Genomic DNA, 15,562 nt, shown 5'->3' with positions numbered 1-15,562 from the left:
GGAGCGTCACTTTGCCGGGGCTAGCCTCGAGTTTCTCCCCCGAACCGGCTGTGCCCCATGAGCAAGCGCGTTGCAGAGATCGTCATCGATACCCTCCAGCAGGCGGGTGTCCGCCGCTGTTACGGCATCGTGGGCGATACCTTGAACCACGTGACCGATGCGATGCATCACAGCGACATCGAATGGGTGCACGTGCGCCACGAAGAGGTGGCCGCCTTTGCCGCCGGTGCCGATTCGCTGGTGAGCGGGCAGCTGACCGCCTGCGCAGGTTCGTGCGGGCCCGGTGGCCTGCACTTCATCAACGGCATCTTCGAAAGCAACCGCAACCGTGCGCCGATGGTGCTGATCGCCAGCCAGATCGTCACCAGCGAACTGGGCATGGAGTTCCCGCAGGAAGTGGATTTCAAGGCGGTGTACGGCAGCTGCACGGTGTTCTGCGAGCAGGTGCACAACCCCGAGCAGGCGCGGCGGGTGGTGGCGCTGGCCTGCCAGGCCGCGATCAGTCGTCGCGGCGTGGCGGTGGTCATCCTGCCGGCGGATATCAGCGAGGCCGAGGTGAAGCACGACGTGCCGTTCTCGGTGCATTACGCCCAGCCGGTGCTGCGACCCTCCGATGCGGAGCTGCAGCGCATCGCCGAGCTGCTGGGCCAGGGCAAGCGCATCGGCATCTATGCCGGTGCAGGCTGCCAGGGCGCACATGCGCAGCTGCTGGAACTTGCCCGGCGGCTGCAGGCGCCGGTGGCGCATACCTCGCGCGCCAAGGATTTCGTCGAGCCGGACAACCCCTACAACATGGGCATGACCGGCATCTTCGGCATCGAATCGGGCTTCCACACCTTGATGGCGTGCGACACGCTGCTGCTGCTCGGCGCGGATTTTGCCTGGGGCCAGTTCTACCCGGACAAGGCGACGATCATCCAGGTCGACCGCGACGGCAGTCATCTGGGCCGCCGCCACCCGGTGAACCTTGGCGTGGTCGGCGATATCGCACCGACCCTGGATGCGCTGCTGCCGATGCTGCCGCCGCGCGAAGACAGCACCTTCCTCGACGAGTGCATCACCCATCGCGACAAGGCGCTGCAGACGCGCGAGCAGGAAGAACAGCCCGGCGAAGGCGAGCTGATCCATCCGCAGCACCTGACCGCGCTGCTGTCGAAGCACGCCAGCGACGATGCGCTGTTCACCGCCGATGGCGGCTCGCCAATGGTCTGGGTGCTGCGCCATATCCGGGTCAACGGCCGCCGCCGCACCCTGACCAGCCTGCTGCACGGCACGATGGCCAATGCGATGCCGCAGGCGCTGGGCCTGCAGAAAGCGTTCCCCGGCCGCCAGGTGATTTCCCTGTCCGGCGATGGTGGCCTGGCGATGCTGCTGGGTGACCTGCTCACCGCGGTGCAGGAAAACCTGCCGATCAAGGTGGTGGTGTTCAACAACGGCTCGCTGAATTTCGTCGAGCTGGAGCAGAAGGTGGAAGGTCTGCTGGACAATTACACCGACCTGAAGAATCCCGATTTTGGCCGCTTGGCCGAGGTGATCGGTTTCCATGGCCGCACGGTCACCCGCAGCGAGGACCTGGAGGAGGCGGTGCTCGACTTCCTGGCCCAGCGCGGCCCGGCGTTGCTGGACGTGCATACCAGCCGCGCGGAGCTGGTGATGCCGCCGCAGATCGAGGCCAGGCAGGTGGCGGGCACGGCGTTGTATGCGGCCAAGGCGGTGTTGAATGGCCGCTTCGATGATGTGAAGCACCTGCTGGTGGACAACTTCCTGAAGAAGTGAGGGCAGGGCGATGCAGGGCTGCGCCCTGCACCCGCAGAGGCCAGAGCCAAAGCAGAAGCTGGTTTCCTGAGCGATGGCGGGGTGGGTCCGGTTGCGGGGGACGCCGCAAGTACGTCCGTGTAGGCTCGGTCGCCGCATCCATGCGGCTCACGCCCCCGCAACCGGACCCACCCCGCCTTCGACAGTTGGCCGCGAGCTGTTGGAACGGCACGGGGTCGGATCCCGTTGCTGCGCAACGGGGTCCGACCCCGGAGTGATTTCGATATCTGCGAGATTCATCCACGCCATGCGTGGATGACCGAGCGCAGCGACCGGCTCTTGCCTTTGATCTTTTTATTCTCTTCCATGGCTGGCGCCCGCAGGAAACTGTCAGGGGCCGGGCGGGTGGGTGACGCGGGGGTGTCCGTGGCATGGATGCCGCGGCCAAGCCCCCAAGGACGGGTTTACGGCGTCCCCCGTGACACCCACCCGCCCGGACCATTCCGATACCCAGCAGTTGGCGACCATGCCACGAGGGGCTCCGCCGTTGGCTGGAACCCATCATTCCACCACGGAATTGGCGCCCGGGCCCCGCTGGGCCTACCATCGGCGGTCCCCACCCCCACCGCCCCTTCCATGTCCGCTCCCGCTCCCGCCGCACCACGCCGCTGGTTCGTCGCTGGCGACTTCAATGGCTTCTTCGGCCTGGTCGTCGACAATCTTTCCATCCTCGGCTTCATCGCGATGGCCCTCATCGGCCTGTTCCAGTTTCCCGCCGACGTGGTGTTTGGCCGCATGTTCCCCGGCACCGCCTTCGGCGTGCTGGTCGGCAACCTGCTCTACACCCTGATGGCGCGCCGCCTGGCCGCGCGCACCGGCCGCGATGATGTCACCGCCATGCCGCTGGGCCTGGACGCGCCGACCAGCATCGGCATGGCCCTGCTGGTGCTCGGCCCGGCCTTCGTCGCCTTCAAGCAGCAGGGCATGGACCCGCATGCGGCGGCCATCGCCACCTGGCAGCTGGGCATGGCCGCGCTGGTCATCATGGGCGTGCTGAAGCTGATCCTGTCCTTCTTCGGCGAAGCGGTGACCCGTGCGCTGCCGCGTGCGGCACTGCTGGGCTCCATCGCCGGCATCGCGCTGGTGCTGATGGGTCTGCTGCCGTTGCTGGAAACCCTGCGTTCGCCGCTGGTGGGCTTCACCACGCTGGGCCTGCTGCTGTACGTGCTGATTGCCAAGGGCAAGCTGCCGGTGCGCGGGCCGGGTGTGCTGCTGGCCTTCGTGTTCGGCACCGTGCTGTATTACGGACTGGGCCTGGCTGGCCTCGGTGTGCCCGGCTTCGCCATTCCGGCCTGGGTACCGCCACAGGTGGTGCTGCCGCTGCCCACGCTGGGCTTCATCGACGGCCTGCCGACCGCGATGACCTACCTGCCGCTGCTGCTGCCCTTCGGCCTGCTGATGGTGGTCGGTGGCATCAATGTGTCCGAGAGCGCGCGTGCGGCCGGTGATGACTACCGCACCCGCGACATCCTGCTGGTGGAAGCGGTGGCTACGCTGGTGGCCGGTGTCTGCGGCGGCGTCGCCCAGACCACGCCGTACATCGGCCAGCCCGCGTACAAGCACATGGGCGCACGCAGCGGCTACACGCTGCTGACCGGTCTGTTCGTCGGCATCGGCGGCATGCTCGGCATCATTTCCGGGCTGGTGCAGTGGCTGCCGCTGGCGGTGCTGGCGCCGATCATCGTGTACGTGTCCATCGACATCACCACCCAGGCGTTCCAAGCGACGCCGCGCCAGCACGCCGGTGCGATGGTGCTGGGCTTCCTGCCATCGGCCGCCTACCTGCTGGCGATCAAGGCGCCGGGCTGGATTCCCGCCGATCAGATGGGCGCGCTGCTGACCCACGTCGACGGCCATGGCCTGCCGGAGCTGGCGGTGATCTTTGCGTTGGGCAACGGTTTCATCATCACCTCCATGCTGTGGATCGCCACGGTGTCGGCGATGGTTGATGGCCGTCTGCGCCGTGCCTGCGGTTTCCTTCTGGTGGCCGCCGGTCTGACACTGTTCGGCCTGATCCATTCGGTCGACCCGCGCGGTGGCATCTACCTGCCGTGGGATCTGCAGGGCCTGGCGCGCATCATCAGCTGGCAGTTCGCCGGGGCCTACGTGGCGCTGGCCGTGCTGCTGGGGCTGCTGTCGCTGCAGAAGCAGCCGGTGAAGCCGTTGGCTGACGCCGGACATTGACGGGGGACGCCGGGCATGGCCCGGCGTCAGGTGTCCCCATCCAGCTCGGGGTAATGGCGGAAGATGCCGTTCTCGTTGAACGCCAGCCGCCGCTCCGAGGCCAGGTACGCGGCGATGTTCGGCCGCTTCGCTACCCGCTCCTGCAGCGCCCGCAGGAGGGGCAGGGTGGGCGACAGGGCCTGCATCCGCTTCGGGAACATGTAATCCAGCCCGCTCAGCAGCTGGAACAGCGAGAGATCCACATAGGAATGCCCGCGCAGCGGGTGGCGGCCACCATTGGCTTTGATCACCTGTTCGAAATAGCCGAGAAACTTCGGCAGGCGCTCGCTGCGCATCGCCGTGGCCCGCGCCTTGGCCTCGGCCTTCTGCTCCTCGTAGTACTTCGATGCGGCAATCGGATGATGGGTGTCGTGCACTTCGGCGACCAGGTCGGCGATGGTCAACTGCAGCTGCAGGGCCTGCACCCGTCGCGAAGCGGCCTGCGGCACCAGATCCAGCGTGGGGCCGAGGAAATCCAGGATCGCCGCGACCTGCGCGATCACCTGGCGCCCGGCTTCCAGGAACGGTGGTGCGAAGGGTTGGCCGCCCTCGGCCTGGCCCTGAAGGAACGGCTCCATCACCGCATCGCCGTGGACGCGTGCCATGTCCACGTATTCCGCGCCGGCATCTTCCAGTGCCAGCCGCACGAACTCGCCACGGCCCTGGATGCCGGTCCAGTAATACAGCGCGTAGTGCATGTCCCTCTCCGCGAAGAAGTGCCATCAGCCTCGCGCGTTGCACGCAAAGCAGGCGTGAGCATCGCGTTCATGCCAAGCACAACGCAGGCCAAACAGCAGAGGAACCGCCTGCGGTGAAGCGGGTCATACTCAGGTCGTGCACGTGAAAAACGAGGTACTGCATCATGCAGAAGAATGGAAAGGCAGTGTGGCCCTGGGTACTGGGCGTAGTGGTGGTAGGTGGTGCGGGCGCGTGGTTGTTCCGCGATCAGTGGCAGGGTCTGGCCGACCGCGTGGAGGTACCCACCCAGGCGGCCGCACCTTCGACGGCAGTGCCACCTGCAGCGCCCACCGCTGAACCCGCGTCGTCGACACCGGCCATCCAGCATCCGCTGGATACCGACGCTGCAGCTGATCCCGCGCTGCCGAAAATGGAAGACAGCGATACCGCCGCATGGACCGCACTGAGTGGCCTGTTCAATGGCGAAAGTGGACTGGCCCTGCTGCTGCGTGACCACCTGATCCAGCGCCTGGTCACCCACGTGGACAACCTGGACAAGACCAGCGTGCCGCCGTCTGCGCTGGCCACGCGGCCGCTGCCCGGCAGCCTGCAGGTGGAAGCCGGCGACAACGGCGAGCAGATCGCCGCAGGCAACGCGGCGCGCTATGCGCCCTACGTACAGGCGTTCACCGCGCTCGATCCCGCCGCAGCGGGCACCGCGTACAAGCGCTTCTACCCGCTCATCCAGCAGGCCTACGTCGACCTGGGGCGGCCGCAGGGCTACTTCAACGACCGCCTGGTGGCGATGATCGATCATCTGCTGGAAACCCCGGAACCGGCGCGACCGCTGGCCGTGGTGCGTGATGAGCGTGGCCGCTATCGCTTTGCCGATCCGGATCTGCAGTCGCGCTCGGTGGGGCAGAAGGCGCTGCTGCGCATGGATGCCACGCAGGAGCGCGCGGTGAAGCAGCAGCTGCGTGCGATCCGCGCGGCGATCACGCGCGGCTGATGGCGGCTACAGGCTCTGCAGGAAGGCTTCGATGTCCTGCAGATCCTGGCGGCTGAGGCCGCGCGGCCGCAGCAGCGGATCAGGCAGCGGGAGGGGCGGCGCATCCGCTGGCAGCGAGGCCGGTGCACGCGGCCGCCCGCCACCCACGTTGTAGAACGCCAGCACGCCGGACAGGCGCGGGATCAGGCCGTTGTGCATGTATGGCGCGGTGTTTGCCACGCCGCGCAGCGAGGGCGTGCGGAAGCGGCCGCTGTCGGCCGGATCACCGGTGACCTCATAGCGGCCCAGATCCTGGCGCGGGCGACCATGGAAGTGCAGCCCCAGGTTGTGGAAGCCGTTGTCGGTCAGCGCGGGCCCGTTGTGGCAGTTCATGCAGCCGGCCTGCGTGCGGAACAGATGCAGACCGCGCAGCTGGGCATCGTCCAGCGCGCGCGCATTGCCGCGCAGGAAGCGATCGAAGCGGCTGCTGCGCGGTGACAGGCTGCGCTCGAAGGCGGCGATGGCCTGGCCCAGTTGGGCCGCATCGATGCGCGGTTGGGCGAACACCTCGTTGAACTCACGGCGATAGGACGCATCGCGGCGCAGGCGACGCAGGGCGCCTTGGGTACTGAAGCCCATTTCGATGGGATCGGCGATGGGATGCAATGCCTGCGCTTCCAACGTGGCCGCGCGTCCATCCCAGAACAGTGGTGCCACGTGCGCGCTGGTGGCCACGCTGGGCGCGTTGCGGCGCCCGGACTGGCGGTCGTGGCCGAACGACACCCGGCGGCCATCGGCCCAGCCCAGGTCCGGGTCGTGGCAGCTGGCACAGGCCAACTGCCGCGATTTCGACAGGACCGGATCGAAGAACAGCCGACGCCCCAGTGCGACCTTGGCTGGCGTGGAGGGGTTGCCTGCGGGATCGACCGGTGCTGGCAGCGGCGCCAGCTCCTGCCAGGCTACGCCGGACTCGATCTCCGGCGCGGGCCAGCGCGCAGCGGGGCTGCTGTAGAGTGCGCGCAGGCAGGCCGCGTCCGGGCGTGCGGGCAGCACCTTGGGGCAGGGCGTGTCCTGTGCGGGCGCAGGCATGCCCGCGCCGCCCAGCAACAGGGCGGCGACGGGCAAGGCCAGGCGCAGTGGGTGCAGCCGCTTCATCGTCGGGCGTCAGCCACGGTCAGGCACTCAGAACCGGTAGCCCACTTCCAGCGAGAACTGGCGGCCGATGTCGTAGTACAGGGCATTGCCCACCGACGAGGACACCCCGTTGATGTTGCTGCGGTCGAGCACGTTGGTGATGTCCAGGTTGGTGTAGACCGTGCCACCCTTGCTTCCCAGATCCTGTTCCCAATGCACCCGCATGTCCCAGGTGATTCTCGGTGCGAAGCTCGTCTCCTCCCACACGTCGATCGACTCACCGTTGTAGATCTCGTTGAGGCCGGTGTCGTAGATGCGCCTGTAGCCGGCGCTGTAACGCAGCTGGTTGGTCAGCTGCAGGTTCAGCGGTTCGATCCGGGTGATCGCCGTGAGTGCCGTCGTCCACGGCTGCGTGTAGTTGTCGGCAGGCCTTTCCTGGTAGCGCAGGTAGCGGCCGTCGTAGCGGATCATCGGATTGAGGTAGAACAGGTCCGACTCGTCCTCGTAGGTGGGCACGGCACGCTTCACGTCCATCCAGCTGGCCGAAAAGTGCAGCTGGGTACTGGTCGCGCCCAGCACCCACGGTTCGCGGGCATCGATGGTCAGGGTGTAGTTGGTGGATTCGCCGCGACCGTTGCTGACCCACGTGCGGTAACTGCTGGTCAGGTCGGTGTCATCCGGCGTGGTGCCTGCATTGCGGCCGCTGACATTGATCGGCTGGTCGTAAGCCTTGCGGTTGACCACCTTCAGCAGCGAGTGCAGGTTCCCCCATTGCTGGTCCCAGGCCAGCATCAGTTCGTCCTGGTAGCCGATCCGGTGCAGGTCGAAGTAGGTATCGTTGCCTGGCTGGGTGCCCACGGTCCAGCCGCTGTCCAGGCTGGTGCGGCGCTCACTGTTGTAGCGCAGCAGGTTCATGCCGTCGCGCAGCTTCCAGATGGCCATGCTGCGGCCGTAGTAGCGGTTGGCGCCGGCGGTCAGCAAGGTACCTTCGCGCGGTGCCCAGTTCATCGCAAGGCGCGGCGACACCGTGGTCTGGCCCATGTAGCTGTCACGTTCGATGCGGATGCCGGGGCGGATGGCCACGTTGCCGTACTGCATCGTGTCGTCGATGTAGGCGGCATAGTTCTCCACGTCGAAGCCGATCTGGCCGGCGGCGTAGCGGGTGCGGCGGCTGAGGTACTGGCCGGGCCAGCCGGAGGTGGTCAGGCCGATGTCGCAGGCATCGGCCAGCACCCCGGCCGAGGTCGTGCAGGTGCTGGTGCGTACCGGTGTGGTGTAGGTGCTGCTCTCACTCAGGCGGCGGTAGTCGTAGCCGTCGCGGGTGATCGCCAGGCCGCTGGTGAAGGTGTGCACGCCGCCGGCCCATTCAATGAGGTCGGTGCTGGCGTCCAGGTTGTACATCAGGCGGCGCTGGGTCTGCTCCACATCGCCGAATTCGCCTTCCAGGGTGAGCGCGGTGGTGCCCCAGTCCTTGGTCTCCGAGCGTTGCCAGGTGTAGTAGTCATCGCTCTCGGCATCGCGGCTCTGTTCGCTGCGGCTCCAGCTCAGGCGCTGTTCCACCTTGCCCCAGTCGGTCAGCCAGGTGGCGCGGGTGTTGGCGAAGGTGCCGCCGCCCTCGATGTTGATGCCCGCGCCACGGATGTTGGAGCGGAACAGCTTGTTTTCCGATGGCGCATGGATCAGCGTTGCGTCAACCGTCAGGCGGTCATTGACGTCCCAGACCGCCTTCAGCGTGGCCTGGTCGTTCTGCTGGCGCTGCGTCTGCTTGTCGGTCCCATAGGTGTCCACCAGGTGCGAGGAGTAGAAGTAGGTCGGGATGGTTGATCGGGTGCGGGTGAAGTTGCCCAGCAGTGCCACCGAGTCGCTGACCCTGCCTTCCAGGGTGGCATTCCAGGTTTCCTTCTTGAATTCAGGCTGGCCATCGCCCCAGGACGACGCGTTTTCATAGTCCTCCTTCAGGCTGTCGGCGATGTGGTACTGGGTCCATGCCGAGCGCGAAGTCGTGTAGCCGAACTTGCCGGAGAACTCATCACTGGGTCGGCGCAGTTCTGCCTGGATGACACCGCCGTTGAAGCCGCCGTAGCGGGCAGGAATGTTGCTGTCCAGCACGGCCAGGCGCTCGAGCAGGTCGGTGTCCAGCGCCAGCGCCTGGCTGCTGCCCGGCGCTGCGTACAGCCGGTACGGCGAACTGTCGCCAGCCGGGTCGATGTCGTTGTTGATGTTCATGCCATCGACGGTGAACGCGTTCTGGTAGAACGGCGCGCCGTTGATGCTGACGTTGGCCGGGCTGATGTTGCCGGGCGTGAAGTTGCTCATCTGGGTGTTGTCGAAGCGCGCGGCCGGATTGGTCAGCAGCAGGCGGCCGATATCGCGGTTGCCTGCGACCTGGGCGTGGATGTAGTCCTCGTCCAGCTGCATGCCTTCGGCGAAGCGGAAGGCCCGGCCGTCACCGCCCACGCGCAGGGGCTGGGTGCGGCGCGTGCTGTCGGCAGGGCGCGCCTCGGCCGCTGCCAGGGTGTAGCTGCCATCGGGCAGTGGCTGCAGGCGCAGCCCGGTACCGGCCAGCAGGCGGGCAAAGCCCTGTTCGGTACTGAAGGTGCCTGACAGCGCCGGCGCGGTGCGCCCGGCGGCCAGTGCAGGATCGAACGACAGGGCGACGCCGCGCTGCGCGGCAAAGGTGCTCAGGGCCAGACCCAGCGGGCTTTCGGCCTGCTCGGTGGGGGCGACTGCCTGCAGCGGGGCATCCTGGGCGAAGGCGGGAGTGGCGGCCAGGGCGGCGGCCAGCAGGCTGAGCCGGAAGGTACGGGTGATGGAAGGCATGAAAGGCACGCGAGGGAAGGATTCACTACCTCTGCCACCCAACTGCGGAAAAAGTGTCACCGCAGCGGGCGCAGGCGATCAACGTGGGGTCGCGGGGCGCAGGCGCGTCCACAGCCCGGCCGGGCCGTGCTGCACCTGCAGGTGATGGACGGTGGCCAGCATCGCCACGCTGCGGGCCGGATCATCCACGGGGAAAGCGCCGGACACCGGCTGCGTGGCGATCGCATCGTCACAGCCCAGCCAGCCGGACTGATAGCGCCCGAGCTGTTCCAGTACACGGCGCAGCGGCTGCGCATCGACCACCAGCATGCCGGTGCCCCAGGCATCGATGGCCGGTGTGACGGGCTGTACAGCCTCGAAGGCATCGGCGCTGAAGCGGACCTGGCTGCCGGCGTTGATGATGCGCTGCTGGCCCTGTGCGGCCAACGTGACCTGCACGGCCCCTTCCAGCACGGCCAGCGCGGTGCTGGCTGCTGCGTGGTGCACGTTGAAGCGGGTACCCAGCGCACGCATGCGCCCGGCGGGGCTGGCCAGGACGAAGGGGCGGGCAGGCTGCTGCGGGTCGGCTGCCGTTTCCACCAGCACCTGGCCACGACGCAGCCGCAGCAGGCGCTGCTGGCCATCAAAGGCGATATCCACGGCCGTGCCGGTGTCCAGCTGCAGCACACTGCCATCGTCCAGCACGTGGCGGCGGCGTTCGCCCACGGCGGTCCGCAGGCTGGCGTTCCAGGCGGCATCGTCGTACAGGCGCCAGGCCAGCCAGCCTCCCAGGGGGGCGACCAGCAGTGCGGCAATGCTGCGCAGCACGACACGGCGCCCTGGCGATGCAGGGCGCTGCAGCGCGTCGTGGGCCAGCGCGGGCGGCACCTGGCCACTCAGCGCCAACAGACGCTCGGCGCGTTGCCAGGCCCGCGCATGGTCGGGGTCGGCATCGTGCCAGCGCTGCCACTGCGCGCGCTGAACGGCGCTGCCATCGTCGTGCAGGCGCATCAGCCAGTCGGCAGCCTGTTCCAGTACACGGGGCGACAACGTGCGTTCGCCTGCGGCCTCGGCGCCCATGTTCAGCAGGCGTGCGCCAGGCAGCCCATCAGGGCGCGCTTCATGTGCCGCTTCACCGTGGACAGAGACAGCCCCAGCTGTTCGCTGATGGCCTCGTAGCGCAGGCCATCGAACTGCGCCAGCAGGAAAACGCGGCGCGCCATCGCCGGCAGGCCGTCGAGCATGGCGTCGATCTGCTGAAGTGCTTCGCGCACCAGCGCCTGTTCCTCCAGCGAGGGCAGCACCGGTTCGGGGAACTGCGCCAGGTACTCCAGGTAGGCCCGTTCCAGTGCCTGGCGGCGGAACCAGTTGGCGGCCAGGCCACGTGCCACCGTGGTCAGGAACGCGCGCGGCTCGCGCAGCGCGGCCAGATCGCGGCCCTGCAGCAGGCGCGCGAAGGTGTCCTGGGTAAGGTCGTCGGCAACATCCCGGTTGCCCACACGGCCGCTCAGCCAGCCCTGCAGCCACCGATGGTGGTCGCGGTACAGCGTGCCGAGTTGCTCGTGATGTGCGTGCATGCGGAAGGCGCGGTAGCGCATGGATCGAAATGAGAATGATTCGCAAGTATGGCATTGACGCGTCTGGCATGCCAGTGCCAGCGCCGTTTGCGCAGGATCAACGTGGCACCCACGGCCGCAGGCGCATGCTTGCCACTGGCTGACCGACCCAGCGGTGCAGTCGCAGCCACCCTTGAAACCGGGTGGGGCAACCGCATCTTCCCTGCATCGCCGGCGCGGGCCGGCACTAGATGACCGATGAGGATTCGCAATGCGGATGGACAAGCTCACCTCGCGTTTCCAGCAGGCGCTGGCCGACGCGCAGTCGCTGGCCGTGGGCCGCGACAACAGCATCATCGAACCTGCTCACCTGTTCAGCGCGCTGCTGGACCAGCAGGGCGGCAGCACGCGCCCGTTGCTGGCCCAGGCCGGCGTCAACGTGCCGGTGCTGCGCGAGCGCCTGACCGAGGCGCTGGATGCACTGCCGAAGGTGTCCGGCCAGGCCGGCAACGTGTCGATGGGCAATGACCTCGGGCGCCTGCTCAACCACACCGACAAGCTGGCCCAGCAGAACGGCGATGCCTTCATCGCCAGCGAGTGGTTCGTGCTGGCCGCACTGGAAGACAGCGGCACGCTGGGCATGGCGCTGCGCGCCGCCGGCGCCGACAAGGCGCGCCTGCAGGCCGCCATCGACACGCTGCGTGGCGGCGAGAACGTGCAGTCGGAAAACGCCGAAGAACAGCGGCAGGCGCTGGAGAAGTACACCATCGACCTGACCGCGCGCGCCGAGAGCGGCAAGCTCGACCCGGTGATTGGCCGCGATGAGGAAATCCGTCGCACCATCCAGGTCCTGCAACGCCGCACCAAGAACAACCCGGTGCTGATCGGCGAACCCGGCGTGGGCAAGACCGCCATTGTCGAGGGCCTGGCCCAGCGCATCATCAACGACGAAGTGCCCGAAGGCCTGCGCGGCAAGCGCGTGCTGTCGCTGGACATGGGCGCGCTGATTGCCGGTGCCAAGTTCCGCGGTGAGTTCGAGGAGCGCCTGAAGGGCGTGCTCAACGACCTGGCCAAGAGCGAAGGGCAGATCATCCTGTTCATCGACGAGCTGCACACCATGGTGGGTGCGGGCAAGGCCGATGGCGCGATGGATGCGGGCAACATGCTCAAGCCGGCGCTGGCCCGTGGCGAGCTGCACTGCGTGGGTGCCACCACGCTGGATGAGTACCGCAAGTACATCGAAAAGGATGCCGCGCTGGAGCGTCGTTTCCAGAAGGTGTTCGTGGGCGAGCCGTCGGTGGAGGACACCATCGCCATCCTGCGTGGCCTGAAGGAAAAGTACGCGGTGCACCATGGCGTGGAAATCACCGATCCGGCCATCGTTGCCGCCGCCACGCTGTCCAACCGCTACATCACCGACCGCCAGCTGCCGGACAAGGCCATCGATCTGATGGACGAGGCCGCTTCGCGCCTGCGCATGGAGATCGATTCCAAGCCGGAAGAGCTGGACCGCCTGGAACGCCGGGTGATCCAGCTGAAGATCCAGCGCGAGATGCTGAAGAAGGAAAAGGACGATGCCTCGCGGCAGCGCCTGGCCGATCTGGAAAATGACATCGAGGGCCTGGAGCGCGAGTTCTCCGACCTCAATGAAGTCTGGAAGTCGGAGAAGGCCGCCCTTCAGGGTGCCACGAAGATCAAGGAACAGGTGGAGCAGGCCAAGCTGGACCTGGAAGCCGCGCAGCGCCGCCAGGATTTCGCCCGCATGAGTGAGATCCAGTACGGCCTGCTGCCGCAGCTGGAAAAGCAGTTGGCCGCGGCGCAGGAACTGGATGCCAACGACTTCAAGCTGGTGCAGGACAAGGTCACCGACGAGGAAATCGCCGAGGTCGTCTCACGCTGGACCGGCATTCCGGTCAACAAGATGCTGGAAGGCGAGCGCGACAAGCTGCTGCGCATGGAAGAAGTGCTGCACAACCGCGTGGTCGGCCAGGAGGAAGCGATCAAGGTCGTGTCCGATGCGGTGCGTCGTTCGCGTGCCGGCCTGTCCGATCCGAACCGTCCGGGCGGCTCGTTCCTGTTCCTCGGCCCGACCGGCGTGGGCAAGACCGAGCTGTGCAAGTCGCTGGCCGAGTTCCTGTTCGACAGCGCCGACGCGATGATCCGCATCGACATGAGCGAGTTCATGGAGAAGCACAGCGTCGCCCGCCTGATCGGTGCGCCCCCGGGCTACGTGGGCTACGAGGAAGGGGGCTACCTGACCGAGGCCGTGCGCCGTCGCCCGTATTCGCTGATCCTGCTGGACGAGGTGGAGAAGGCGCACACCGATGTATTCAACATCCTGCTGCAGGTGCTGGACGATGGCCGCCTGACCGATGGCCAGGGCCGTACCGTGGACTTCCGCAACACCGTCATCGTGATGACCTCCAATCTGGGTTCGCACCAGATCCAGGACATGGGCAGCGATGACAGCCCGGAGGCCTATACGCAGATGAAGGCGGCGGTGATGGGCGTGGTGCAGGCGCACTTCCGCCCGGAATTCATCAACCGCCTGGACGACATCGTGGTGTTCCACCCGCTGGACAAGCAGCAGATCAAGCAGATCGCGCGCATCCAGATGCGTGGGCTGGAGAAGCGCCTGGCCGAGCGGGGGCTGAAGCTGGTGGTGTCCGATGCCGCATTCGATCTGCTCGGCAATGTCGGCTTCGATCCGGTGTACGGCGCGCGTCCGTTGAAGCGTGCGATCCAGGCGCAGCTGGAAAATCCGTTGGCGCAGAAGATCCTCTCGGGGGCCTTCGTCAACGGCGATACCATCGAAGTCGGCAACGACGGCGGCCATCTGGTGTTTGCCAAGGCCTGACCCGGCAGCGTTCGTCCCCGTCTACGGGCGGGGACGAATCTGTCGGTAGCGTCCGTCCTCGCCGAGCCCCTTGCCGCGGGTGTCGACGTTGGCACACAGCTGTTCCTTCCCGCACAGCACCACATCGGCGCGGTTGTAGGCGCGCAGCAGCTGCGTTTCGATCTGGCTGCGCTCGATTTCAGAGGTGTAGCGTGCGCCCAGCCAGGTGGCGCCCCCCAGCAGGATCGCCACCGAGACCACAGCCACGGTGATGCTTTTCCACAGCACGCCGCGTGATGCCATCTGCAGTCGCTTCACTTCGGCAGCCAGGGCATCGCTGCTGCGCCCGACCTTGTCGGCCGATGCCGCCAGTTGCTGCTCGTAAGCGCCCACCGGCGCAAGCAATGCCTGCTTGACCACCTGCGTGCTCTCCCGGCTCAGACCGGCGACGGCAGCATCGGCGCTGGCGCGGAACTGCTCGGGAAGTGACTGTGCCAGCCCGTTCAATGCGGCCGAGAGCTGTGACTGCTGCTGGCCCAGTTCGGTGCAGATCCGTTGGTAGCGCTCCATCAGCAGGGCGGTCCTGCTGATCAGATCTTCCAGTTCGCGTTCATCCATGAGGGTGTCTCCGTCGGGTCAACGGCCCATGGCCGATGTTGCCTGTTCCTGTCGTGCAGCCTGGGCGGCCTGGTCGTGACTGTGCCCGCGTGCGCGGTCTTCGGCGTCTGCCTGTGCGCGCGCCTGCTGGTCCAGGGCCTGGCCGGCGTGGAGCGTGGACATCTGCTGGTTGAGGACCTTGAAGCGGTCGGGGTCTGCGTTGAGCAGGTCGTTCAAGCGCTGGCCCAAGGGGGAGGCCGTCTGGAACTCTGGCTGCTCGCGTAGCGGTCCGCCGTGGGAACCCGGCGCATTGCGTTGCTCGGCTGGATTGAACGGATGCGCGGCAAGCCTTGCTGCCTCCGCCTGGCGCTCGGCGTAGGCACCGGGTTCATCCGGACCGCGGATGGCATCGATGGCATCCATGGCCAGGCCCGGTGGCCCACGGGAAACCACCGTGGCGGTGGCACGCACCTGGTGGATGCTGGTGCGGTAGGCATCCACGCGGCGCTGGTCGTCGGGATCAGTGATGCGCGCCGAAGGGTCATCCAGCACAGACCTGATCTCGACGCCATTCTCGACGCGATCGACAAAGTGCTTCATCCGGTGCGAATCGGACAGAGCGGCAGCTGCCAGCGGCCTGACAGTCTCGGCGGCCGCTCCACCAACCAGGCGGGAAGCGAATTCGAAATTGCGCAGCGTCTTCAGTTCGCTGGGCAGCGCATACATCTCGACACTGCCGTAATGCTTGCCGCCCGCACTGACAAAGTCGCCGGCCATCACATGATTGGTGAAAGGTGCAGCGTTGCTGGGCTGGCCTGCTGGAATGCGGTAGCCCAGGCTGTTGGCGCCATAAGGATTGAAGGCTTCGCCGGGCAGGTTGTAATGATGCGCGGTGACCTGCGCCAACGCACCGCCCAGCGAATGGCCGGTGACGGA

11 protein-coding genes are annotated in these 15,562 nt (G+C 66.9%); 4 read left to right on the top strand and 7 right to left on the bottom strand.

The window, feature by feature from the left end:
* Window positions 1-57: 57 nt before the first annotated feature.
* Together VER16_RS17500 and VER16_RS17495 are read left to right on the top strand one after the other, a co-directional pair.
* A complete protein-coding gene (locus VER16_RS17500; RefSeq protein WP_324810195.1) occupies window positions 58-1,776 on the top strand; it encodes a thiamine pyrophosphate-dependent enzyme in 1,719 nt (572 codons plus the stop codon).
* 615 nt (window positions 1,777-2,391) lie between these two features.
* The gene (locus tag VER16_RS17495; RefSeq protein ID WP_324810192.1) at window positions 2,392-3,999 is read left to right on the top strand and encodes a hypothetical protein; all 1,608 of its coding nucleotides are present in this window, start codon (window positions 2,392-2,394) and stop codon (window positions 3,997-3,999) included.
* Window positions 4,000-4,025: 26 nt separating this feature from the next.
* Here the strand turns inward: VER16_RS17495 and VER16_RS17490 are convergent, their stop codons facing one another.
* Window positions 4,026-4,736: a glutathione S-transferase gene (locus tag VER16_RS17490; RefSeq protein ID WP_324810190.1), complete on the bottom strand. Its 711-nt coding sequence runs from the start codon at window positions 4,734-4,736 to the stop codon at window positions 4,026-4,028.
* Between the two features lie 164 nt (window positions 4,737-4,900).
* Between VER16_RS17490 and VER16_RS17485 the strand changes: the two genes are divergently transcribed.
* Window positions 4,901-5,725: a DUF3014 domain-containing protein gene (locus VER16_RS17485; RefSeq protein ID WP_324810188.1), complete on the top strand. Its 825-nt coding sequence runs from the start codon at window positions 4,901-4,903 to the stop codon at window positions 5,723-5,725.
* Between the two features lie 6 nt (window positions 5,726-5,731).
* Here the strand turns inward: VER16_RS17485 and VER16_RS17480 are convergent, their stop codons facing one another.
* From VER16_RS17480 to VER16_RS17465, 4 genes are all read right to left on the bottom strand, one after another.
* A complete protein-coding gene (locus tag VER16_RS17480) occupies window positions 5,732-6,859 on the bottom strand; it encodes a cytochrome-c peroxidase (RefSeq protein ID WP_324810185.1) in 1,128 nt (375 codons plus the stop codon).
* Between the two features lie 27 nt (window positions 6,860-6,886).
* Window positions 6,887-9,658 (bottom strand): TonB-dependent receptor, encoded by a 2,772-nt coding sequence (locus VER16_RS17475; RefSeq protein ID WP_324810184.1) that lies wholly within the window; start codon window positions 9,656-9,658, stop codon window positions 6,887-6,889.
* A 78-nt stretch (window positions 9,659-9,736) separates the two neighbouring features.
* Entirely contained in the window at window positions 9,737-10,687 is a 951-nt protein-coding gene (locus VER16_RS17470; RefSeq protein ID WP_324810182.1) for a FecR family protein, read from the bottom strand.
* Between the two features lie 32 nt (window positions 10,688-10,719).
* Complete coding sequence (locus VER16_RS17465) at window positions 10,720-11,235, bottom strand: sigma-70 family RNA polymerase sigma factor (RefSeq protein ID WP_324810180.1); 516 nt, start codon at window positions 11,233-11,235, stop codon at window positions 10,720-10,722.
* A gap of 229 nt (window positions 11,236-11,464) precedes the next feature.
* On the opposite strand from VER16_RS17465, the gene clpB reads away from it, so the two are divergent.
* Window positions 11,465-14,050: an ATP-dependent chaperone ClpB gene (gene clpB, locus VER16_RS17460; protein ID WP_324810178.1), complete on the top strand. Its 2,586-nt coding sequence runs from the start codon at window positions 11,465-11,467 to the stop codon at window positions 14,048-14,050.
* Between the two features lie 21 nt (window positions 14,051-14,071).
* Here clpB and VER16_RS17455 read toward each other — a convergent pair whose 3' ends face one another.
* Together VER16_RS17455 and VER16_RS17450 are read right to left on the bottom strand one after the other, a co-directional pair.
* Window positions 14,072-14,647 carry a hypothetical protein gene (locus VER16_RS17455; protein ID WP_324810175.1) on the bottom strand — a complete coding sequence of 192 codons (576 nt, stop codon included), beginning with the start codon at window positions 14,645-14,647 and terminating at the stop codon, window positions 14,072-14,074.
* An 18-nt stretch (window positions 14,648-14,665) separates the two neighbouring features.
* On the bottom strand, window positions 14,666-15,562 hold an 897-nt coding region (locus VER16_RS17450), incomplete at its 5' end, for a hemolysin (protein WP_324810173.1).

Origin of the sequence: Stenotrophomonas sp. (genome assembly GCF_035634915.1) — a bacterium.
GTDB lineage: Bacteria > Pseudomonadota > Gammaproteobacteria > Xanthomonadales > Xanthomonadaceae > Stenotrophomonas.
This window is presented reverse-complemented; position numbering and strand designations above follow the sequence as displayed.